Origin of the sequence: Pseudomonas sp. GV071 (assembly GCF_003050835.1) — a bacterium.
Classification (GTDB): domain Bacteria; phylum Pseudomonadota; class Gammaproteobacteria; order Pseudomonadales; family Pseudomonadaceae; genus Aquipseudomonas.
In genome coordinates, this window is sequence record NZ_QAOJ01000002.1 from 228,394 (window position 1) to 247,204 (window position 18,811).

The window sequence follows — 18,811 nt, forward strand, 5'->3', positions numbered from 1 at the left end:
TGTGGCGCCGGTTTTTTATTGTCCGGCGGCGAGCGGCTGCGCGTCGGCGGGGCTGCGTTGAAAACGACTTTTGAATGCTCATTGGCTACAGCCAACTGCGCTTCAAAAGCCGTTTCCGCCTTGCTCCGCTCTAGCTCGCTCGCTCTGCAGTTGAGAGGGGCGGCAATCATAAAAGCTAAAGATTTGCCTTAAGGGCGTTCGCGCAGTACAGTAAGACCAACTGAAACAGTCGGGTATTACTGTTTTCCCCTCTCAAGATTTCCGAGGCTGGACCAGGAAATCGCGCCCGGAGTGCATTCATGAAAACCCTTTCCGATATCAAGATCTCCGTTCTCGACCTGGCGCCGATTCGCGCCGATGGCGGGCCGCAACAGGCGCTACGCAATTCCCTGGCGCTGGCCCAGCATGCGGAAAAACTCGGTTTCACTCGTTTCTGGGTGGCTGAGCACCACAACATGGACGGCATCGCCAGTTCCGCCACCTCGGTGCTGATCGGCTACCTCGCCGCCGGCACCAGCAGCATTCGCCTCGGCGCCGGCGGGGTGATGCTGCCTAACCACGCACCGCTGGTGATTGCTGAGCAGTTCGGCACCTTGGCCACGCTGTATCCCGGTCGTATTGACCTGGGCCTTGGCCGTGCGCCGGGAGCCGATCAGTACACCGCCCACGCCCTGCGTCGGGAGCGTTCCGGCAGCGCCGATGATTTCCCCGCAGACCTTACCGAGCTGCAAACCTACCTCGGCCCGCTGCAGCGCAACCAACGGGTGATCGCCATGCCGGGAACCGGCACCGAAGTGCCGATCTGGTTGCTCGGTTCCAGCCTGTTCAGCGCCCAGTTGGCCGGCCAGCGCGGCCTGCCTTACGCCTTCGCTTCGCACTTTGCGCCACGTTTGATGCACGAAGCGATTCGCGTCTACCGCAATCACTTCAAACCCTCGGCGGTGCTGGGCAAGCCCTATGTGATGCTCGGCGTGCCATTGCTCGCGGCCGACACCGACGAGCAGGCGCAATACCTGGCCACCAGCGCCTACCAGCGCATCCTCGCCCTGCTGCGCGGCCAGAGCCTGGTGCAAAAAGCACCGGTGCAGAGCATGGAAGGCCTGTGGCTGCCCCATGAGCGGCAAGCGGTAGGTGAGTTTTTTGGTTTGGCGATGGTCGGCGGCCCGGAAACCATCCGCAGCCACGTCAACCAGTTGCTGGAGCAGACCGACGCCGACGAGCTGATTTTCACCAGCGACATGTATGACTTCGTCGATCGCCTACATTCCTACGAGGTGCTGGCCAACCTGCGCTAAGCGGCAAAGAAAATCCGAACGACTGCTGCGCCAGTGCCTCTGAACCCTATACCCAACGGCAAGGAGAACTCAGATGAAAAAGACAGCATCGGCCCACTGGCAAGGCGGCATCAAAGACGGCAAAGGCACCATTTCCACCCAGAGCGGAGTGCTGAGCAAAAGCCCCTACGGTTTCAACACCCGCTTTGAAGACAAGCCCGGCACCAACCCGGAAGAACTGATTGGCGCCGCCCATGCCGGCTGCTTTTCCATGGCCCTGTCCAAGGAACTCGGTGAAGCCGGGATGACCGCCGAGAGCATCGACACCCAGGCCGAAGTGACCCTCGACAAGGTCGACGGCGGCTTCGCCATCACCGCCGTGCACCTCAAGCTCAGCGCGAAAATCCCTGGCGCCGACCGTGACGCGTTTGAAAAAGCCGTGGAAAGCGCCAAGACCGGCTGCCCGGTTTCCAAGGTGCTGAATGCGCAGATCACTCTGGAAGCGACGCTAGAGAACTAAGGTTTGCTGCAGGACCGAATAACCCCAATCGCGGCTGGCCGGAGCACCGGACCGGCCGCTCCTACGAATCGCACACTCCGTAGGAGCGGCTTCAGCCGCGATTGGTTTTGCGCCGCTCATACCTGTCCAACAACGGCTGCGTCGTCAGCCCATGCACAGCAATGCTCAAGGCCACCACCGACAACGTCAGGCCAATCGCCTCCTGCGCTGCCGGCCCTTGCAGCCCGTGGTTGAGCACATAGGCCAGGTAATACAGGCTGCCGATTCCGCGAATACCGAACCAGCCCATCAGCCAGCGCTGTCCTTCATTCAGGGCGCGGCCGCGCACCAGCATCACCACACTCAGCGGGCGGATCACGCAGAACAGCGCCAGACCCAGCGGCACCGCGCGCCAGTCCCAGTGAAAGGCCAGCAGTGCGCCGAGCAGGGTGACCAGCAACACCTCCAGCACCCGCTCGACGATATCGCCGAAGGACAACATTTCACCCATCAACAAACCGGCCACCACTTTCGGCTCGTCCGTGTTACTGACCTGTTCCTTGATTTCGTCCAGGCTGCCGCCCTCTTTGGGAATCGCCGAGGCCACTTCTTCGGCCGGCACGCTGGAGTTGCCCGAGGAATCGAGCTCGGCGTGGCGCAGGCCAATGCCCGCGGCAAAGGCGGCGAGAAACCCCAGCGCGCCGACGGTTTCGGCCAGCCAGTAGGACAGGGCGATCAGCGCCATGGCGAGAAAGTCGTTGGGCGAAATCGCCGCATCCCGGTGCCGGGTGCGCAGGTAGATGGCGGCGCGGCCGACGCCACGGCCCAATAAAAAACCGATCAGCAGCCCCGCCGGAACTGCCCAGAGCAAACGCTGCACGGCCCAGCCAGTCAGCCAACTGCTGCTGTCGCCGTCGTGCTGAAGCCAGAGCAGGGCGAACAGCACAAAAGGGAAGGCCACACCGTCGTTGAAACCAGCCTCCCCCGACAGCCCATAACGCACCCGGTCAAGGTCGCCGGCATGGTTGACCTGCACCAGGCTGGCCAACACCGGGTCGGTGGGCGCCAGTACAGCGCCGATCAACATCGACAGGCCGATGCCAATACCCAGCCCGTAATGGCTGACCAGCGCGACCCCGGCGATACACGCCAGCATCACCGGCCCGGCCAGCAGGTAGGCAGCGCGCCAGGCCGGATCGGCAAAACCCAGGCGCAGTTTCATCCCACCGCTGAACAGCGAAACCAGCACGGCGATCTCCGCCAGGTGTTCCAGCCAGCCGGCCACCTCGGCAAATTTCATTTGCCACAAACCCAGCCCCAGCGGGCCGATGGCCAGACCGAAGATCAGGTACAGGGTTGAAGTGCTGACCGGTAGCCAGCGCAGGTAGGCCGAGGCCAGGGTGAGAATCAGCAAAATGCTGCCAAGCACCGCCATCCAGTGCAGAAAGCTCATGGATGCTTTCCCCGTCGGTGCTGGGCCTGTCGGGATGACGGCGCGCTACCTAGGTTCGAGGCGGGAGAGAGAAGGAAGGTTCAGCCCATCGCGTGGGGCGGATATCGCCCTACAAGGGCCCGCACTTATCCACAGTCACTTGCTTGAGCGGTTTGCGCGGCAACGCGTACAACCAAGCCTGGGTAGTCATGGCGGCCGGGCGGGCTTCCAGGCGGTAGCGTTGGCCGGCGACGAAGTCGTACTTGACCTTGAGGTGGCAGGTGATCTGGCGGGGATTGCCCATGGTGCCGCCGCCGTTATCGATATCGAACTGGAAGCGCGCGCGCAGTTCATGGTTGCCGGGGCTGACTTGGAAAAAACGCCCATCGCTGACTTTTTTACCGTCGAGCTTTTGCGCCATCAGGGTGTTGCCCGGCGTGCTGTACAGCTCGATCCAGGCTTGCTGCGGGTCAGCCTCGGGCAAGGCGGCCGCGCAGGCAGTCAGGGGCAGGGCGCAACACAGAACGGGCATCAGGCGCATGGCGGTCTCGTAGCTAACGGTGAGCGGCAATCATGGTGGCATTCACACCTCGCCGCAACGGCCTTCCTTGGCGCGTGCCAGCAGTTGGTGTTGCTGGTCATAGAGCTTGGCCCAGGGCCGGAAACCGATGCTGCCGGCCACCAAGTTGTAACGTTGCCCGGCGGCAAATTCAGGGTAGTCGAGCTTGAGCACGCAGGTGCGCTCCAGGCCCTGGCTGTCGGGCCCGATGTTGGTCGGCGCGACGTCGAACTGCAGGCGCATATGCAGCTCATGCTGGCCAGGGCTGACCTGAAAGTAGCGGTCGTCTTCCAGTTCGCTGGCATCCACCTTGGCGGCCTGCAGGGTATTGGTCTCGCTGGTGCGCAAGTCGACCCAGGCCTGGCTCGGGTCGGGAGTGGGCAGCATCGCGCAGCCACAGAGGCTGAGCAGACTGGCAGTGAGTAGCAGTGGGCGCATGGTGAGGCTCCGTGGTCGGTCTGATTTTTTATTCGTGCTGAGGCGGACAGCCGGCTGGAGCGCGTTGCCGGGATAGGGTAGGTTTTGCCGCGTGCTGCCGCTGTTCTTCCAGCCCTTGCCCCCGGATCGCCCGATGCCGCCCTGCTTATCCTGGTTACTCGACCTGTCGCGCTGGCGCTGGGTTCCGCTGTCCCTGGTTTTGCTGCTGAACGGTTGCAGCTATTACGCGCAGCTGCTGAACGGCCAGGTCGACCTGTTGGCCCGCCGTGAGCCGATCAGCGAATTGCTGGCCAAGCCCGATCTCGACCCGCAATTGCGCCAGCGCCTGCTGCTGGCCGAGGACGCGCGCAGTTTTGCCAGCCGCCAACTGGCGCTGCCGGACAACCAGAGCTACCGCCTGTACGCCGACCTCGGCCGGCCCTATGTGGTGTGGAACCTGTTTGCCACGCCGGAGTTTTCCCTGGAGGCGCAAACCCATTGCTTCCCGATTGCCGGCTGCGTGGCCTATCGCGGCTTCTATGAGCAGAACCGCGCACGCGGTGCGGCCGCCTTGCTCAAGCAGGAAGGACTGGACACCTATGTGGCCGGCATCGAGGCCTACTCCACCCTTGGCTGGTTCGCCGACCCGCTGCTCAACACGATGCTGCGCTGGGACGACCAGCGCTGGGTGTCGGTGATCTTCCATGAGCTGGCGCACCAGCAGTTCTACCTACCGGGCGACACCGCATTCAATGAGTCCTACGCCAGCTTTGTCGAGACCGAGGGGCTACGCCAATGGCGCGCGGCAAAAGGCCTGAAGGCCGCGGAAAACGGCGCGCGCGAGCGTCAGCGTGAACAGTTCAGCAGCTTGGTATTGGCCAGCCGCGAACGCTTGCAGAGCCTCTACACCAGCGGCCAGACCGAGGCGCAGATGCGCGTCGGCAAGGCCGCCGAGTTCGAGCGTTTACGCGGCGAATACCAGGTGCTGCGCAGCAGCCAATGGGCCGGCGACGGACGCTATGACGCGTGGATGTACGGCCCGCTGAACAACGCCAAGCTGCTGCCATTTGGCTTGTATGACCAATGGCAACCGGCGTTTGCGGCGCTGTTTGTGGAGGTGAACGGGGATTGGCCGAGGTTTTATGCGGCGGTGAAGGCCTTGGGGGAGTTGCCGGATGACCAGCGGCAGAAACGCCTGGCGCAGTTGCACAGAGGACGAACCGACCAGGCGGCGTTAGAGTCGAAACCTTAAATCAAAAGCATCGCGGCTAAAGCCCCTCCCACAGGAGAGATGCGTGCTCTTGTGGGAGGGGCTTTAGCCGCGAGGAATCCACCACCCGTTTCGGAGCGAACCATGAACAGAATCCTGCTGACCCTGCTGTTCGTTATGGCCGCTGCTCCGGCATGGGCCGCGCCGAAATCCTGCGCCGAACTCAAACAGGAAATCGAAACCAAGATCCAGGCTGCCGGGGTGGTTAGCTACACCCTGGAGATCGTCGACAAAGCTGAAGCCAAAGACCCGAGCATGGTGGTCGGCAGCTGTGAGTACGGCAGCAAGAAAATCATCTACCAGAAAAACGGCCGTTAACCGCCAAAGGCGGCATGCAACTCGGCCAGGGTGCGGAAGTGATAGGTCGGGTTTTGCGCCTGAATCTCTTCCTCGCTGCCAAAGCCATACCCCACCGCCACACACTCCAGACCATTGCTGTGCGCGCCGATCAGGTCGTGTTTACGGTCGCCGATCATCAGGGTCTGGCTGGGGTCCAGCTGCTCCTGCTCCAGCAAGTAGGCAATCAGCTCGACCTTGTTGGTGCGGGTGCCATCCAGCTCGCTGCCGTAGATCACTTTGAAGTGCTTGGCGAAGTCGAAGTGGCGGGCAATTTCTTTGGCAAACACGTGGGGTTTCGAGGTGGCGATATACAGGGTGCGGCCCTGGGCATTGAGGCTGCTGAGCAGCTCTGCCACGCCGTCGAATACCAGGTTCTCGTATAGCCCGGTGACCTTGAAACGCTCGCGGTAGAAGTTCACCGCCTGCCAGGCCTTGGCCTCGTCGAAGGCATAGAACTGCATAAATGCCTGCAGCAGCGGCGGGCCGATGAAGTGTTCGAGTTGACGCAGGTCCGGCTCGTCGATACCGAGCTGGGCGAGGGCGAATTGAATCGAACGGGTAATGCCTTCACGGGGGTCGGTGAGGGTGCCGTCGAGGTCAAACAGGATGTTCTGCTGGTGCATGGTAGAAGCGCCCAAAGTGCGGGGGGCGCCATGATAACCCAGGGTTTCAGCCTCGATGCTTTTGATCTACGCGTTCAAATGTGGCGCCATCGTCACCGCCAACCACTCCATAAACACCCGCACCCGCTGCGGCAGGTTGCGCCGATGGGCGTAGAGCAGGGTGACGTTCATCGGCGCCGGCACCCACTCAGGCAACACCTCCACCAATTCACCGCGCGCCAGGCATTCACGCTTGCCAGCCACTGGCGCCTGGATGATGCCAAAGCCTGCCAGGCAAGCGGCGTTGTAGCAGTCGGTGTTGTTCACCGTCACGGTGCCAGCCATGGGCAGACAGTGGCGTTTGCCGTCCTGTTGGTACTCAAAACCGGTCGAGCGTGAGCCGAAATTCGACACGTAGTGCACCAGCCGATGCTCGATCAGATCGTCCAGGGTGCGAGGCGTGCCATAGCGCTTGAGGTAGGCCGGGCTGACGTAGTTGGCCTGGCGCAGGGCGCCGAGTGGGCGCGCCACCAGGCTGGCGTCGGGCATTTCACCCACGCGCAGCACGCAGTCAAAGCCCTCGCGCACCAGGTCGACACGCCGGTCGGTGGCGCTGATTTCCAGCTCGATCAGCGGGTGCTGGTCGCTGAATTCAGGGAGGTGCGGCAGCACGTATTCGCGCGCGGTGACGGTCGGCAAGTCGATACGCAAACGTCCGCGCAGCACGCTCTGGTCTTGGCGGAACAGGCTTTCCAGTTCGTCGACCTGGTCGAGCATGTCTTTGCAGCGTTCGTACAGCACCAGGCCGTCCTGGGTCGCCTGCACCTTGCGCGTGGTGCGTTGCAGCAGGCGCGCACCCAGCAGGTCTTCGAGCAGGCGGACGTGTTCAGACACCGTCGACTTGGGCAGCCCCAGGCTTTCGCTGGCCTGGGTAAAGCTCGCCAGTTCGGTGACGCGGGCGAAGGTTTTATACAGGTCGAGCTTATTCATGGCGCCACCTATTGTTCGGCTTATCCGCATGGTTTGTGCAGATTCTTCGTCTTTATCGGCTTATGCGCAAACCCTACAGTGGCCTCGACCTCACCGCTAGCCCTTCTGGAGATACCCACCATGACCCGTAAAATCGCACTGATCACCGGCGCCAGCCGCGGCCTCGGCAAAAACGCAGCACTGCACCTGGCCGCCCAGGGCGTCGACATCATCGGCACCTACCACAGCCGTCGCGACGAAGCGCAGGCATTGGTGGCACAGATCGAAGAAGCCGGCGGCCGCGCCGTGATGCTGCAACTGGACGTTGCCGACAGCGCCAGCTTCGCCAACTTTGCCGATAACGTGCGCAGCGCGCTGAGCGGCCACTTCGAGCGCGACAGCTTCGACTTTCTGCTCAACAACGCCGGCATGGGCATTCATGCCAGCTTCGCCGAAACCAGCGAAGCGCAGTTCGACCAGTTGGTGAACGTGCACCTCAAAGGCCCGTTCTTTCTGACGCAGCGGTTGCTGCCGCTGTTGGCCGATGGCGGCCGAATCGTCAACGTCTCGTCCGGCCTGGCGCGCTTTGCCCTTCCGGGTTACGCCGCGTATGCGGTGATGAAAGGCGGCATTGAGGTGCTGACCCGTTACCAGGCCAAAGAGCTGGGCGCCCGTGGCATCAGCGTGAATACCCTGGCACCCGGCGCCATCGAAACCGATTTCGGTGGCGGTGCCGTGCGTGACAACGCGGCGCTGAATGCCATGGTGGCCAGCAACACCGCGCTGGGCCGGGTAGGCATGCCAGACGATATCGGCGCGGCGATTGCCCTGCTGTTCAGCGACGGCAGCCGCTGGATCAACGCCCAACGCATCGAGGCGTCGGGCGGGATGTTTCTCTAACCCTTTTGTAGGAGCGACGTAGGTTGGGTTGAGCGCAGCGAAGCCCAACTAGGACTAGGACCGATACGCGCCGGCCGATGGCCGGCCTGTTGGGCTTCGCCGTTGGCTCAACCCAACCTACGCGTCATACCCTTCGGCCAAGTGCTGGTCCTTCAACCGCACATAATTCGCCGCGCTGTAGGTAAAAAACGCCCGCTCCTTTTCGGTCAGCGGGCGTATCTGTTTGGCCGGGCTGCCGACATACAGAAAGCCGCTCTCCAGCACCCGCCCTGGCGGCACCAGGCTGCCGGCGCCGAGAATCACCTCGTCCTCGATCACCGCGCCATCCATTACCGTCGAACCCATGCCGATCAGAATGCGGTTACCTACGGTGCAGCCGTGCAGCATCACTTTGTGGCCGATGGTCACGTCGTCGCCAATCAGCAGCGGGAAACCATCGGGGTTGAACGGCCCGGCGTGGGTGATGTGCAACACGCTGGCGTCCTGCACGCTGGTACGCGCACCAATACGGATGCGGTGCATATCGCCGCGAATCACCGTCAACGGCCAGACCGAGCTGTCATCGCCCAGTACCACGTCGCCAATCACCACCGCCGATGCATCGACGAAAACCTTTTCGCCGAGCTGGGGTGTGGTGCCTTGGTAAGTTCGAATTGCCACGATAGAAACCTCTTAAGCTGCGTCCGGCCTTGATTGTAATTAAGATGGCGCCATATTCGCTGGAGCGCATCCAATTAGCTTCGGTGCAAATTTCACAGCCAGACAGGTGACCGTCGTGAGCGAGAACAACCCTCTACTGCAAGCCTTCGACCTCCCGCCCTACTCCGCCATCCGCCCAGAGCACGTCGAGCCTGCCGTCGACACCCTGCTGCGTGAAGGCCGCGAAGCCTTGGCCAAGCTGCTGGCCGAACAACCGCAAACCCCGACCTGGGACGGTCTGGTGCTCGCGCTGGACGAGCAAGGCGAGCGCCTGAGCCGTGCCTGGAGCCCGGTCAGCCACCTGAACGCGGTGTGCAACAACGCCGAGCTGCGCCAGGCCTACGAGGCCTGCCTGCCGAAGCTGTCGGAATACTGGACCGAACTCGGCCAGAACCGCGCCCTGTTCCAGGCCTATGAAGCCCTGGCCAACAGCCCGGCCGCTGCCAATTTCGATGTAGCGCAAAGCACCATTCTGCAAAACGCCCTGCGCGATTTCCGCCTCTCCGGTATCGACCTGCCGGCCGCCGAGCAACAGCGCTACGGCGCCATCCAGATGAAACTTTCGGAGCTCGGCAGCCGCTTCTCCAACCAACTGCTCGATGCCACACAGGCCTGGACCAAACACATCCTCGACGAAGATGCCCTGGATGGCCTGCCGGATTCGGCCAAGGCGCAGATGGCGCAAGCAGCCCAGGCCAAAGAGCTGGACGGCTGGCTGATCAGCCTGGAATTCCCCAGCTACTACGCGGTGATGACCTACGCCAACGACCGTGCCCTGCGTGAAGAGCTGTACGCCGCTTACTGCACCCGCGCCTCCGACCAGGGCCCGAATGCCGGCAAGAACGACAACGGCCCGGTAATGGCCGAGATCCTCGACCTGCGTCAGGAGCTTGCTCAACTCTTGGGTTTCGCCAACTACTCGGAGCTCAGCCTGGCGACCAAAATGGCCGAGAACAACGACCAGGTGCTGAGTTTCCTGCGCGACCTGGCGCAGCGCAGCAAGCCGTTTGCCGAACAGGACCTCAGCGAGTTGCGCGGCTACGCCAACGAACACGGCTGCACCGATCTGCAAAGCTGGGACGTGGGCTACTACAGCGAAAAACTGCGTGAGCGGCGCTACAGCATTTCCCAGGAAATCCTGCGTGCCTACTTCCCCATCGACAAAGTACTGAGCGGCCTGTTCGCCATCGTGCAGAAGCTCTACGGCATCGAAATCGCCGAACTGAAAGGCTTCGACACCTGGCACCCGGATGTCCGCCTGTTCGAAATCAAGGAAAACGGCCAGCATGTCGGCCGCTTCTTCTTCGATCTCTATGCCCGCGCCAACAAACGCGGCGGTGCCTGGATGGACGGCGCGCGCGACAAACGCCGCACCGCCGCTGGCAGCGTGGTCAGCCCGGTGGCCAATCTGGTGTGCAACTTCACCCCGGCAGTCGGCGACCAGCCGGCGCTGCTGACCCACGATGAAGTCACCACCCTGTTCCACGAATTCGGCCACGGCCTGCACCACCTGCTGACCCGCGTCGAACACGCCGGTGCCTCAGGCATCAATGGTGTGGCTTGGGATGCGGTGGAGCTGCCGAGCCAGTTTATGGAGAACTGGTGCTGGGAGCCTGAAGGCCTGGCGCTGATTTCCGGTCACTACAAAACCGGCGAAGCCCTGCCGCAGGACCTGCTGGAAAAGATGCTCGCGGCGAAAAACTTCCAGTCCGGCCTGATGATGGCGCGGCAGGTGGAGTTCTCCCTGTTCGACTTCGAACTGCACGCCACCCATGGCGACGGTCGTTCGGTGCTGGACGTGCTGGAAGGCATCCGCAGCGAGGTTTCGGTAATGCGTCCACCGGCCTATAACCGCTTCCCCAATAGCTTTGCGCACATTTTCGCCGGCGGTTACGCAGCGGGTTACTACAGCTACAAGTGGGCTGAGGTGCTGTCGGCCGATGCCTTCTCCAAATTCGAGGAAGACGGCGTGCTCAACGAGCAAACCGGCCGTGCATTCCGCGAGGCGATTCTCGCCCGTGGTGGCTCGCAAGCGCCGATGGTGCTGTTCGTCGACTTCCGCGGCCGCGAGCCGAGCATCGACGCCCTGCTGCGGCACCTCGGTCTGAGCGCGGAGGCAGCGTAATGGCGATCGGCAAAAAACGCTTTATCGCCGGCGCCGTGTGCCCGGCGTGCAGCGAAAGCGACAAGATCCAGATGTGGGACGTCGACGGCACTCCGAACCGCGAATGCGTGGCCTGCGGCTACGCTGATACCTTGAACGAGCAGGGTCAGTCGGTTCCCAGGGAGTTGGGCACGCGGGTCAACAAGATCGCGGTGAAACAGGCTGACCCCAAGGTGCAGGGCGTGCAGTTTTTCCCGAACCCGAAGCTGAAAAAACCCACCGAGTAATTGCGGAGCACCGTTATGTGGCACGTGGTGTGTGGCGACAACGCCGCCGAAGGCGTGACCCGCGTGGTCGGCGAGGAGCTGTCGCTGCAGGTGCTGCGCGACGACCTCGCCGTCGGCCCGCTGGCGGATGTCGACCAGCCACCCTGCGGTCAGCGAGTAGCCTTTTGGCAGGCAACGTGGCCGGCGTCGGTGCAACCGGCTCCGGACTTTGCTGCAGGGCTCAGTGATGACGTGTCATGGCTGGCCAGCCTGGCGACCCATAGCGAACCCGTGACCCTCTGGCACGGCGACAGTGCCTCTGAGCAACTCATGCTGTGCCGCGTTGCCGCCGCCGTGCAACACAGCCACCTGCCGTTTTTCGAAGTGCCCTGCGGCACAGGCGACAGCCGCGTGGCCTGGCGTCGGGCGGTGGCCATGCATGCGCCGGATGAACTGCTGAACCTGTACGAACCCAAACTGGTTAGCCCGGCGCGGCGTCAGCACCTGGCGGCGCAGTGGAAGCAGGCCGTGAGTGACAACGCGCTGGTGCGGCGTTGGTTCAATGGCAGTTTCCACGGCGAAGATTACCGCGCCATCGACCATGCACTGCTGACTGCCTGCAGCGCCCAGTGGCAACCGCTGGCGCGGCCAATGGCCGAAGTGATGGGGCATAGCGACGGGTTCTTTGCCAGCGACTTCTTTCTGTTCTGGCGGGCAAGAGAGTTGGCCAAGACGGGGCGGTTGGAGCTTTCCGATGATGCCGAGGCTTACCCGTATACCGAGCTGAGCGTTCGCAACCCCTCCTAAACCCACCGTCGTCCCAGCGCAGGCTGGGACCCAGAATTCCGGATGGCACACGCCTTTGCCCAAGACGCAATAGCCTGGATCCCAGCCTGCGCTGGGATGACAGTGCCTGATCTAACCCCGCCGAAAAAACTCCCCCGGCGTGCACTCGAACTGCTGCCGAAACGCGGCAATAAACGCCGACGTCGAGTCATACCCACAGGCCAACGCCACGTCCGTTACCCGCACCCCCTGCTCCAGCGGCGACAACGCGCCCAGCAGCCGCAAGCGCTGGCGCCAGGCACGAAAAGTCAGCCCGGTATCGCGTAGAAACAGGCGACTGAGGGTCTTTTCCGAAGCGCCCAATTGCCCACTCCAATCGGCCAGGCTACGGCCATCGTCGGGGTGCGCCTGCAACTGCCGGCACAACTGCTGCAAACGCGGGTCGGTGGGCAATGGCAGTGACAGCCGCACTTCCTCGGCACTGCGCAGTTGGTCCAGCAGCACCTGCACCAGCCGGCCATCGGCACCGTCTTCCTGGTACTCCACCGGCAAGGCGGAAAAACGGCTGATCAACTCTCGGGTCAGCGGGCTGACACTGAGCACCCGACAATGGCCGGGCGCCCAACCGGTGACTGCGCAATCGAGGTACAAGCCGCGCAATTCGGTGTGTGGAGAGCTGATCACCTCATGTTCCAAGCCAGCAGGAATCCAGATCGCCCGCTGCGGCGGGGCGACAAAGCTCCCGGCGTCGGTGTGCACATGCAGCACGCCCTGAATGGCGTACGACAGCTGCACCCAGGGGTGACTATGGCGCGGCGTGCCGACCTGCAACGGCAGCGATTCGGCGCGGGCAAACACCGGACGCGGCAGGTTGACCATGTCGGGAACACGGCGTTGACCAAGGGGCTGGGGCGGAATCTGTCCGTTAGGCGGCATATTCTGGCTTTCTGGCGTTAGTCGGCAATAGTTTGCCACGGTAAAGTCCCGGCCTACCCTTTGGCAACCCGTCCCCGGTACCACGCCCATGGCCCGCTCCAAGCTGCTCCCCGACAACTTCACCCTCACCCTGATCGCCGTCGTCGCCACCGCCAGCCTGCTGCCCTGCAGCGGCAGCACCGCCGTGGCCTTTGGCTGGATCACCAACATCGCCATCGCCCTGCTGTTTTTCCTCCACGGCGCCAAGCTCTCGCGTGAAGCGATCATCGCCGGCGCCGGCCATTGGCGCCTGCACCTGCTGGTGTTCAGTTGCACCTTTATTCTTTTCCCGTTGCTCGGCCTGGCGCTGAAACCGGTGCTGTCGCCGGTGGTGGGCAACGAGCTGTATATGGGCATCCTCTACCTCTGCGCGCTGCCGGCCACCGTGCAGTCGGCGATTGCCTTCACCTCCCTGGCGCGCGGCAATATTCCGGCCGCCATCTGCAGTGCGGCGGCTTCCAGCCTGTTCGGGATCTTTCTCACGCCGCTGCTGGTCACCCTGCTGCTCAACGTGCACGGCGAAGGTGGCTCGACCCTCGATGCGATCCTGAAGATCAGCGTGCAACTGCTGCTGCCGTTTATTGCCGGGCAGATCGCCCGTCGCTGGATCGGCACCTGGGTGGCGGCCAATAAGAACTGGCTGCGCTTTGTCGACCAAGGCTCGATTCTGCTGGTGGTCTACACCGCCTTCAGCGAAGCGGTGATCGAAGGCCTATGGCATCAGGTGCCGCTGCCGAAACTGCTGGGCCTGGTGCTGGCCTGCTGCGTGTTGCTGGCACTGGCGTTGACCATCGTCCACCTGCTGGGCAAGTGGCTCGGTTTCAATATGGAAGACCGCATTACCATTCTGTTCTGCGGCTCGAAAAAGAGCCTGGCCACCGGTGTGCCGATGGCCCAGGTGCTGTTTGCCGGCGGCTCCATCGGCCTGCTGATTCTTCCGCTGATGCTGTTCCACCAGATTCAGCTGATGGTCTGCGCGGTGCTGGCTCAGCGTTTTTCCGAGCGCAGCGAAGGCGAAGACACAGCGGCTGCCGAAAGCCGCTGAGCGGAAATTTCCTAAGTACGGCTGGCGCGTATCTGTCGAATAAATTACTGTTTATGCATACAGTATTGTATTCACGGATACGCCCATGTCGCAGTTTCTCCCGCCCCGCGGCCGTGGCACGGCCAGCAACCCGCATAATCGCTTCGCCGCCACCCGCTCGGTGCGCGAAGACGATGGCTGGTACCAGGAAGAAACCCCGCTGACCTTCACTACTGAAGTCCGCGAGGAATTCGCCAAGAGCGTAATCACCCGCAACAACTCCCCGGATGTCGGCTTCGACCGCTCGGTAAACCCCTACCGCGGTTGCGAGCATGGCTGCAGCTACTGCTTCGCCCGCCCCAGCCACGCCTACTGGGACCTGTCGCCCGGCATCGATTTCGAAACCAAGCTGATCGCCAAGACCAACCTCGCCAACCGCCTCGAAGAGCAACTGCAAAAGCCCGGTTATGTGCCGGCCCCCATCGCCCTGGGCATCAACACCGACGCCTACCAACCGATCGAACGCGAACAGCAACTCACCCGCCGCAGCCTGGAAATTCTGCTGCGCTACCGCCACCCCGTGCACATCATCACCAAGAGCTCGCTGATCCTGCGCGACCTCGACCTGCTCAGCGAACTGGCCAGTCGCAACCTGGTCAGCGTGGCCTTCAGCATGACCACCCTGGACGACGAACTGAAACGCATCATGGAGCCACGCGCCGCCTCACCCAAGGCACGCCTGCGGGCGATGAAAGAGCTGCATGAAGCCGGCGTGCCGGTCAGCGCCCTGGTGGCGCCGGTGATTCCGATGATCAATGACATGGAGCTCGAACAGATTCTCGCCGCCGCCAAAGACGCCGGTGCGCGCTCGGTCGGCTATATCCTGCTGCGCCTGCCACTGGAAATTGCCGAGTTGTTCGAGGAGTGGCTGAACAGCCATTTCCCCGACCGCGCGGCGCACGTGATGAGCCTGATTCGCCAGTCCCGCGGCGGCAAAAACTACGACAGCCGCTTTGGCGTGCGGATGAAAGGCGAAGGCATCTTTGCCGAACTGCTGAACCAGCGCTTCAAGCTGGCAATCAAGCGCCTGGACCTGAACCGGCGCGGCGATTTCGACCTGGATTGCAGCCAGTTCTGCCCGCCGGGGGCGCAGATGAATCTGTTGTAGGCACTCTGCTCCGCGCGTTATGGTTCATCGCTCCAGCCCCCCGTTACTGGTAGCGCAGCATGGCCCGCACGTCGCGAATTACCGACCCGTCCTACGAGTTGATGGATGACCACGAAGGCCATTCGCTGATCTATCGCCAGCATGGTTTTCCCAGTCCGTTGGTGCGCTGGCACTTCCATAAGGAATACGAGCTGCACCTGATCGTGGCCAGTTCGGGCAAGGTGTTTATCGGTGATTACATCGGCAACTTTGCCCCGGACACGCTGTTCCTTACCGGCCCAAATCTGCCGCACAACTGGATCAGTCAGGTGGCCGCCGATGAGGTGTATCCGCAGCGCGACATGCTGGTGAATTTCACTGATGAAGTGCTCGACAGCGGCAGCGCGGTGTTCTCTGAATTGCAAGGTCTGGCGCCGCTGCTGGGGCGTGCGCAATACGGCATCGAGTTTCGTTGCCCGCGGTTGATTGCCGAGGTGCGTGGGCTGATGCAGCGGATTGCCGACTCCAGCGGCATGACCCGCCTCGGGCATTTTCTGATTCTGATGGAACTGCTGGCCGCCACGGAGGATTACCAGCTGCTCTCGGCCGTGCGCGCCGCCGAGCTGGCCGATGAGAGCAACGTGGAGCGCATCAACCGGGCGGTGGATTACATCTTTCAGCACTATGTGCAGGACCTGTCGCAGGAACAGGTGGCAGAACAACTGGGCATGACCCCCACCTACTTTTCCCGGTTTTTCAAACAGGCCACCGGCCGGGGGTTTGTCGAGTTCGTTAATCGCCTGCGGGTAAGCAAGTCTTGCGAGTTGTTGAGCACCAGCGACAAGCCGGTCACTGATGTCTGTTTCGAGTCGGGCTTCAGCAATGTGTCGAACTTCAATCGCCGCTTCCAGCAGCTCAAGGGCATGACCCCGTCCGGTTACCGTCGCCTGGTAACGCAACGGATGACCGAGCAAAACCTGTACTGATTCACACCCTGCGCAACTGCTTATCCGCCTCTGATTACCGTGCTAAAGCGCCTGCGCGCGCTTTCCAGGCAGAATTCGCTCATCTCAACAGTGCAAAAAAGTATCGGTAAAGGTGCAGGCGCGGCGTTGTTCGCCCCGGCCAGCAGGCGTGTAATCGACCCCGGTCAAACAAAAACAATAATGTCTTGCGCAGCCGACCTGGCCGCCAAGAGGAGTTCAACACCATGAACCACACGCTCAAGGCACTGGTTGCCGCCCTCTGCTTGTCTTCGTCCGCCGCTACCCTGGCGGCCGAAACCCTGACCATCGCCACGGTCAACAACAGCGACATGATCCGCATGCAAAAGCTGTCGAAAACCTTCGAAGCGCAGCATCCCGAGATCAAACTGAAATGGGTGGTGCTGGAAGAAAACGTCCTGCGCCAACGCCTGACCACTGACATCGCCACCCAGGGTGGCCAGTTCGACGTGCTGACCATCGGCATGTACGAAGCCTCGTTGTGGGGCGCCAAGGGTTGGCTCGAGCCGATGACCAACCTGCCGGCCAATTACGACCTCGACGACGTGTTCCCCTCGGTACGTGAAGGCCTGTCCGCCAAGGGCACCCTGTATGCCCTGCCGTTCTACGCCGAAGCCTCGATCACCTATTACCGCACCGACCTGTTCAAGGCCGCCGGCCTGGAGATGCCTGAGCACCCGACCTGGGAACAGATCGCCGGCTTCGCCGCCAAACTAAATAAACCCGACCAGGACCAATACGGCATCTGCCTGCGCGGCAAGGCCGGTTGGGGCGAGAACATGGCGCTGGTGACCACCGTCGGCAATGCCTTCGGCGCGCGCTGGTTCGATGAAAAATGGCAGCCGGAATTCAGCGGCAACGAATGGAAAAACGCGCTGAGTTTCTACGTCGAGACGATGAACAAATACGGCCCGCCGGGCGCTTCCAGCAACGGCTTCAACGAGAACCTGGCGCTGTTCAATAGCGGCAAGTGCGGCATGTGGGTGGACGCCAGCGTCGCCGGCTCGTTCGTCACCGACAAGTCGCAGAGCAAGGTTGCCGACCACGTTGGCTTTACCTACGCGCCCAAGCAGGTCACCGACAAAGGCGCCGCGTGGTTGTACTCCTGGGCGCTGGCCATCCCCACCAGTTCCAAGGCCAAAGACGCGGCGAAAACCTTCAGTGCCTGGGCCACCTCGAAAGAGTACGGCGCCCTGGTCGCGGAAAAAGACGGCGTCGCCAACGTGCCGCCAGGTACCCGTGCGTCCACCTACAGCGACACCTACATGAGCGCGGCGCCATTCGCCAAGGTCACCCTGGAATCGCTGAAAGCCGCCGACCCGACCCACCCCGGTGTGCGCCCGGTGCCTTATGTGGGCATCCAGTTGGTGACCATTCCGGAGTTCCAGGCCATTGGCACCCAGGTCGGCAAGTTGTTCGCCGCCGCCCTCACCGGGCAGATGCCGGTGGACCAGGCGTTGGCCGCGGCGCAGACCAGCACCGTGCGTGAGATGAAGCGCGCCGGCTACCCCAAGTAACGCGCTGCCGTCCTGAATCTACCCCCGTAGAGGCAACACCGCCGGCACGTGCTCCCCCGCCTGCCGGCGTTCTACGCCACCCCATGGAGTCGCCATGAATTCCTCGGCCCTCGACACCCTCGCCGGCACATCTGCCGCCATACCCCGGGCGAAACGCCGGGCGCTGAAGCCTGGCTGGTTTCTGGTCAGCCCGTCAGTTGCCTTGCTGCTGTTATGGATGATCGTGCCGCTGGGCATGACCGTGTATTTCTCGCTGATCCGCTACAACCTGCTGTCGCCCGGTGACAACGAATTTGTCGGCCTGGAGAACTTCGAGTTCTTTGTCACCGACCCAGGCTTTATGCCCGGCGCCCTGCACACCCTGACCCTGGTGGGCAGCGTGTTGGCCATCAGCGTGATCCTCGGCGTGCTGATCAGCGCCTTGCTCGAGGCCTGCGAATTCTGGGGTCGTGGCATTGTGCGGGTGCTGCTGATCTCGCCGTTTTTCATCATGCCAACCGTCAGCGCGCTGCTGTGGAAGAACCTGATTTTCCACCCGGTGTCGGGCATTCTCGCCGCCATCTGGAAGTTCTTCGGCGCCCAGCCGGTGGACTGGCTCGCCCATCACCCGCTGCTGTCGATCATCTTGATCGTGTCCTGGCAGTGGCTGCCGTTCGCCATCCTGATTCTGATGACCGCCATGCAGTCACTCGACCAGGACCAGAAGGAAGCCGCGCGCCTGGACGGTGCCGGCCCCATCGCGATCTTCTGGCACCTGACCCTGCCGCACCTGGCCCGACCAATAGCCGTAGTGGTGATGATCGAGACGATTTTCCTGCTCTCGGTATTCGCCGAAATCTTCACCACCACCAGCGGTGGCCCCGGTTACGAATCGACCAACCTGGCGTACCTGATCTACAACCAGGCGCTGCTGCAGTTCGACGTCGGCATGGCCTCGGCGGGCGGCTTGATCGCCGTGCTGATCGCCAATATCGCCGCCATCATCCTGGTGCGGATGATCGGCAAAAACCTCACCGACCAACAGTGAA

The 18,811-nt window shown here is 62.4% G+C and carries 20 protein-coding genes; 13 read left to right on the forward strand and 7 right to left on the reverse strand.

Annotated features, from left to right (window positions below; all coding sequences use genetic code 11):
* Nucleotides 1–299 precede the first annotated feature (299 nt).
* Both C8K61_RS04970 and C8K61_RS04975 read left to right on the forward strand, forming a co-directional pair.
* On the forward strand, nt 300–1,295 hold the full coding sequence (locus C8K61_RS04970) for an LLM class flavin-dependent oxidoreductase (RefSeq protein WP_108095096.1): 996 nt from the start codon (nt 300–302) through the stop codon (nt 1,293–1,295).
* 73 nt (nt 1,296–1,368) lie between these two features.
* Nucleotides 1,369–1,794, forward strand: a complete 426-nt coding sequence (locus tag C8K61_RS04975; protein ID WP_108095097.1) for an OsmC family protein — start codon at nt 1,369–1,371, stop codon at nt 1,792–1,794.
* Nucleotides 1,795–1,885: 91 nt separating this feature from the next.
* Here C8K61_RS04975 and C8K61_RS04980 read toward each other — a convergent pair whose 3' ends face one another.
* From C8K61_RS04980 to C8K61_RS04990, 3 genes are all read right to left on the reverse strand, one after another.
* Nucleotides 1,886–3,226 (reverse strand): sodium:proton antiporter, encoded by a 1,341-nt coding sequence (locus C8K61_RS04980; RefSeq protein ID WP_108095098.1) that lies wholly within the window; start codon nt 3,224–3,226, stop codon nt 1,886–1,888.
* Nucleotides 3,227–3,335: 109 nt separating this feature from the next.
* Nucleotides 3,336–3,746 carry a hypothetical protein gene (locus tag C8K61_RS04985; RefSeq protein ID WP_108095099.1) on the reverse strand — a complete coding sequence of 137 codons (411 nt, stop codon included), beginning with the start codon at nt 3,744–3,746 and terminating at the stop codon, nt 3,336–3,338.
* 42 nt (nt 3,747–3,788) lie between these two features.
* The gene (locus C8K61_RS04990) at nt 3,789–4,202 is read right to left on the reverse strand and encodes a hypothetical protein (RefSeq protein ID WP_108095100.1); all 414 of its coding nucleotides are present in this window, start codon (nt 4,200–4,202) and stop codon (nt 3,789–3,791) included.
* A 133-nt stretch (nt 4,203–4,335) separates the two neighbouring features.
* On the opposite strand from C8K61_RS04990, the gene C8K61_RS04995 reads away from it, so the two are divergent.
* Both C8K61_RS04995 and C8K61_RS05000 read left to right on the forward strand, forming a co-directional pair.
* Nucleotides 4,336–5,433 carry an aminopeptidase gene (locus C8K61_RS04995; RefSeq protein WP_108095391.1) on the forward strand — a complete coding sequence of 366 codons (1,098 nt, stop codon included), beginning with the start codon at nt 4,336–4,338 and terminating at the stop codon, nt 5,431–5,433.
* A 102-nt stretch (nt 5,434–5,535) separates the two neighbouring features.
* Nucleotides 5,536–5,769 carry a DUF1161 domain-containing protein gene (locus C8K61_RS05000; protein WP_108095101.1) on the forward strand — a complete coding sequence of 78 codons (234 nt, stop codon included), beginning with the start codon at nt 5,536–5,538 and terminating at the stop codon, nt 5,767–5,769.
* On the opposite strand, the gene C8K61_RS05005 is transcribed toward C8K61_RS05000, so the two are convergent.
* Both C8K61_RS05005 and C8K61_RS05010 read right to left on the reverse strand, forming a co-directional pair.
* Nucleotides 5,766–6,413 carry an HAD family hydrolase gene (locus C8K61_RS05005; RefSeq protein WP_108095102.1) on the reverse strand — a complete coding sequence of 216 codons (648 nt, stop codon included), beginning with the start codon at nt 6,411–6,413 and terminating at the stop codon, nt 5,766–5,768. The genes C8K61_RS05000 and C8K61_RS05005 overlap by 4 nt on opposite strands.
* Nucleotides 6,414–6,479: 66 nt before the next feature.
* The gene (locus C8K61_RS05010; RefSeq protein WP_108095103.1) at nt 6,480–7,382 is read right to left on the reverse strand and encodes a LysR family transcriptional regulator; all 903 of its coding nucleotides are present in this window, start codon (nt 7,380–7,382) and stop codon (nt 6,480–6,482) included.
* Nucleotides 7,383–7,502: 120 nt separating this feature from the next.
* Here C8K61_RS05010 and C8K61_RS05015 point away from each other — a divergent pair, with 120 nt between their 5' ends.
* On the forward strand, nt 7,503–8,261 hold the full coding sequence (locus tag C8K61_RS05015) for an SDR family NAD(P)-dependent oxidoreductase (RefSeq protein ID WP_108095104.1): 759 nt from the start codon (nt 7,503–7,505) through the stop codon (nt 8,259–8,261).
* A gap of 117 nt (nt 8,262–8,378) precedes the next feature.
* Here C8K61_RS05015 and C8K61_RS05020 read toward each other — a convergent pair whose 3' ends face one another.
* Nucleotides 8,379–8,921: a gamma carbonic anhydrase family protein gene (locus C8K61_RS05020; RefSeq protein ID WP_108095105.1), complete on the reverse strand. Its 543-nt coding sequence runs from the start codon at nt 8,919–8,921 to the stop codon at nt 8,379–8,381.
* A gap of 115 nt (nt 8,922–9,036) precedes the next feature.
* Between C8K61_RS05020 and prlC the strand changes: the two genes are divergently transcribed.
* From prlC to C8K61_RS05035, 3 genes are read left to right on the forward strand one after another with little or no spacing between them, the layout of a single operon-like run.
* A complete protein-coding gene (prlC, locus tag C8K61_RS05025; RefSeq protein WP_108095106.1) occupies nt 9,037–11,085 on the forward strand; it encodes an oligopeptidase A in 2,049 nt (682 codons plus the stop codon).
* Nucleotides 11,085–11,351 (forward strand): YheV family putative zinc ribbon protein, encoded by a 267-nt coding sequence (locus tag C8K61_RS05030; protein WP_108095107.1) that lies wholly within the window; start codon nt 11,085–11,087, stop codon nt 11,349–11,351. The genes prlC and C8K61_RS05030 overlap by 1 nt, the downstream gene beginning before the upstream one ends.
* 15 nt (nt 11,352–11,366) lie before the next feature.
* Nucleotides 11,367–12,137, forward strand: a complete 771-nt coding sequence (locus tag C8K61_RS05035; protein WP_108095108.1) for a DUF1835 domain-containing protein — start codon at nt 11,367–11,369, stop codon at nt 12,135–12,137.
* A gap of 111 nt (nt 12,138–12,248) precedes the next feature.
* Here the strand turns inward: C8K61_RS05035 and C8K61_RS05040 are convergent, their stop codons facing one another.
* Complete coding sequence (locus tag C8K61_RS05040) at nt 12,249–13,052, reverse strand: helix-turn-helix domain-containing protein (RefSeq protein WP_108095109.1); 804 nt, start codon at nt 13,050–13,052, stop codon at nt 12,249–12,251.
* An 88-nt stretch (nt 13,053–13,140) separates the two neighbouring features.
* On the opposite strand from C8K61_RS05040, the gene C8K61_RS05045 reads away from it, so the two are divergent.
* The 5 genes from C8K61_RS05045 (at nt 13,141) to C8K61_RS05065 (ending at nt 18,810) form a co-directional block, all read left to right on the forward strand.
* A complete protein-coding gene (locus C8K61_RS05045) occupies nt 13,141–14,136 on the forward strand; it encodes a bile acid:sodium symporter family protein (RefSeq protein WP_108095110.1) in 996 nt (331 codons plus the stop codon).
* 85 nt (nt 14,137–14,221) lie between these two features.
* On the forward strand, nt 14,222–15,283 hold the full coding sequence (locus C8K61_RS05050) for a PA0069 family radical SAM protein (protein WP_108095111.1): 1,062 nt from the start codon (nt 14,222–14,224) through the stop codon (nt 15,281–15,283).
* Between the two features lie 59 nt (nt 15,284–15,342).
* Entirely contained in the window at nt 15,343–16,248 is a 906-nt protein-coding gene (locus C8K61_RS05055) for an AraC family transcriptional regulator (RefSeq protein ID WP_108095112.1), read from the forward strand.
* A 224-nt stretch (nt 16,249–16,472) separates the two neighbouring features.
* Entirely contained in the window at nt 16,473–17,783 is a 1,311-nt protein-coding gene (locus C8K61_RS05060) for a sugar ABC transporter substrate-binding protein (RefSeq protein ID WP_108095113.1), read from the forward strand.
* Nucleotides 17,784–17,877: 94 nt separating this feature from the next.
* Nucleotides 17,878–18,810 (forward strand): carbohydrate ABC transporter permease, encoded by a 933-nt coding sequence (locus C8K61_RS05065; RefSeq protein WP_108095114.1) that lies wholly within the window; start codon nt 17,878–17,880, stop codon nt 18,808–18,810.
* Nucleotide 18,811 lies beyond the last annotated feature (1 nt).

What these genes read in the sequence shown, in the direction of transcription:
- C8K61_RS05050 (WP_108095111.1), top strand. Translation starts at nt 14,222, where the DNA reads ATGTCGCAGTTTCTCCCGCCCCGCGGCCGTGGCACGGCCAGCAACCCG.
- C8K61_RS05065 (WP_108095114.1), top strand. Translation starts at nt 17,878, where the DNA reads ATGAATTCCTCGGCCCTCGACACCCTCGCCGGCACATCTGCCGCCATA.
- C8K61_RS05035 (WP_108095108.1), top strand. Translation starts at nt 11,367, where the DNA reads ATGTGGCACGTGGTGTGTGGCGACAACGCCGCCGAAGGCGTGACCCGC.
- C8K61_RS05000 (WP_108095101.1), top strand. Translation starts at nt 5,536, where the DNA reads ATGAACAGAATCCTGCTGACCCTGCTGTTCGTTATGGCCGCTGCTCCG.
- C8K61_RS04970 (WP_108095096.1), top strand. Translation starts at nt 300, where the DNA reads ATGAAAACCCTTTCCGATATCAAGATCTCCGTTCTCGACCTGGCGCCG.
- C8K61_RS05060 (WP_108095113.1), top strand. Translation starts at nt 16,473, where the DNA reads ATGAACCACACGCTCAAGGCACTGGTTGCCGCCCTCTGCTTGTCTTCG.
- C8K61_RS05045 (WP_108095110.1), top strand. Translation starts at nt 13,141, where the DNA reads ATGGCCCGCTCCAAGCTGCTCCCCGACAACTTCACCCTCACCCTGATC.
- C8K61_RS04985 (WP_108095099.1), bottom strand. Translation starts at nt 3,746, where the DNA reads ATGCGCCTGATGCCCGTTCTGTGTTGCGCCCTGCCCCTGACTGCCTGC.
- C8K61_RS05010 (WP_108095103.1), bottom strand. Translation starts at nt 7,382, where the DNA reads ATGAATAAGCTCGACCTGTATAAAACCTTCGCCCGCGTCACCGAACTG.
- C8K61_RS04980 (WP_108095098.1), bottom strand. Translation starts at nt 3,226, where the DNA reads ATGAGCTTTCTGCACTGGATGGCGGTGCTTGGCAGCATTTTGCTGATT.
- C8K61_RS05055 (WP_108095112.1), top strand. Translation starts at nt 15,343, where the DNA reads ATGGCCCGCACGTCGCGAATTACCGACCCGTCCTACGAGTTGATGGAT.
- C8K61_RS05030 (WP_108095107.1), top strand. Translation starts at nt 11,085, where the DNA reads ATGGCGATCGGCAAAAAACGCTTTATCGCCGGCGCCGTGTGCCCGGCG.
- C8K61_RS04995 (WP_108095391.1), top strand. Translation starts at nt 4,336, where the DNA reads ATGCCGCCCTGCTTATCCTGGTTACTCGACCTGTCGCGCTGGCGCTGG.
- C8K61_RS04990 (WP_108095100.1), bottom strand. Translation starts at nt 4,202, where the DNA reads ATGCGCCCACTGCTACTCACTGCCAGTCTGCTCAGCCTCTGTGGCTGC.
- C8K61_RS05015 (WP_108095104.1), top strand. Translation starts at nt 7,503, where the DNA reads ATGACCCGTAAAATCGCACTGATCACCGGCGCCAGCCGCGGCCTCGGC.
- C8K61_RS05005 (WP_108095102.1), bottom strand. Translation starts at nt 6,413, where the DNA reads ATGCACCAGCAGAACATCCTGTTTGACCTCGACGGCACCCTCACCGAC.
- C8K61_RS05040 (WP_108095109.1), bottom strand. Translation starts at nt 13,052, where the DNA reads ATGCCGCCTAACGGACAGATTCCGCCCCAGCCCCTTGGTCAACGCCGT.
- C8K61_RS04975 (WP_108095097.1), top strand. Translation starts at nt 1,369, where the DNA reads ATGAAAAAGACAGCATCGGCCCACTGGCAAGGCGGCATCAAAGACGGC.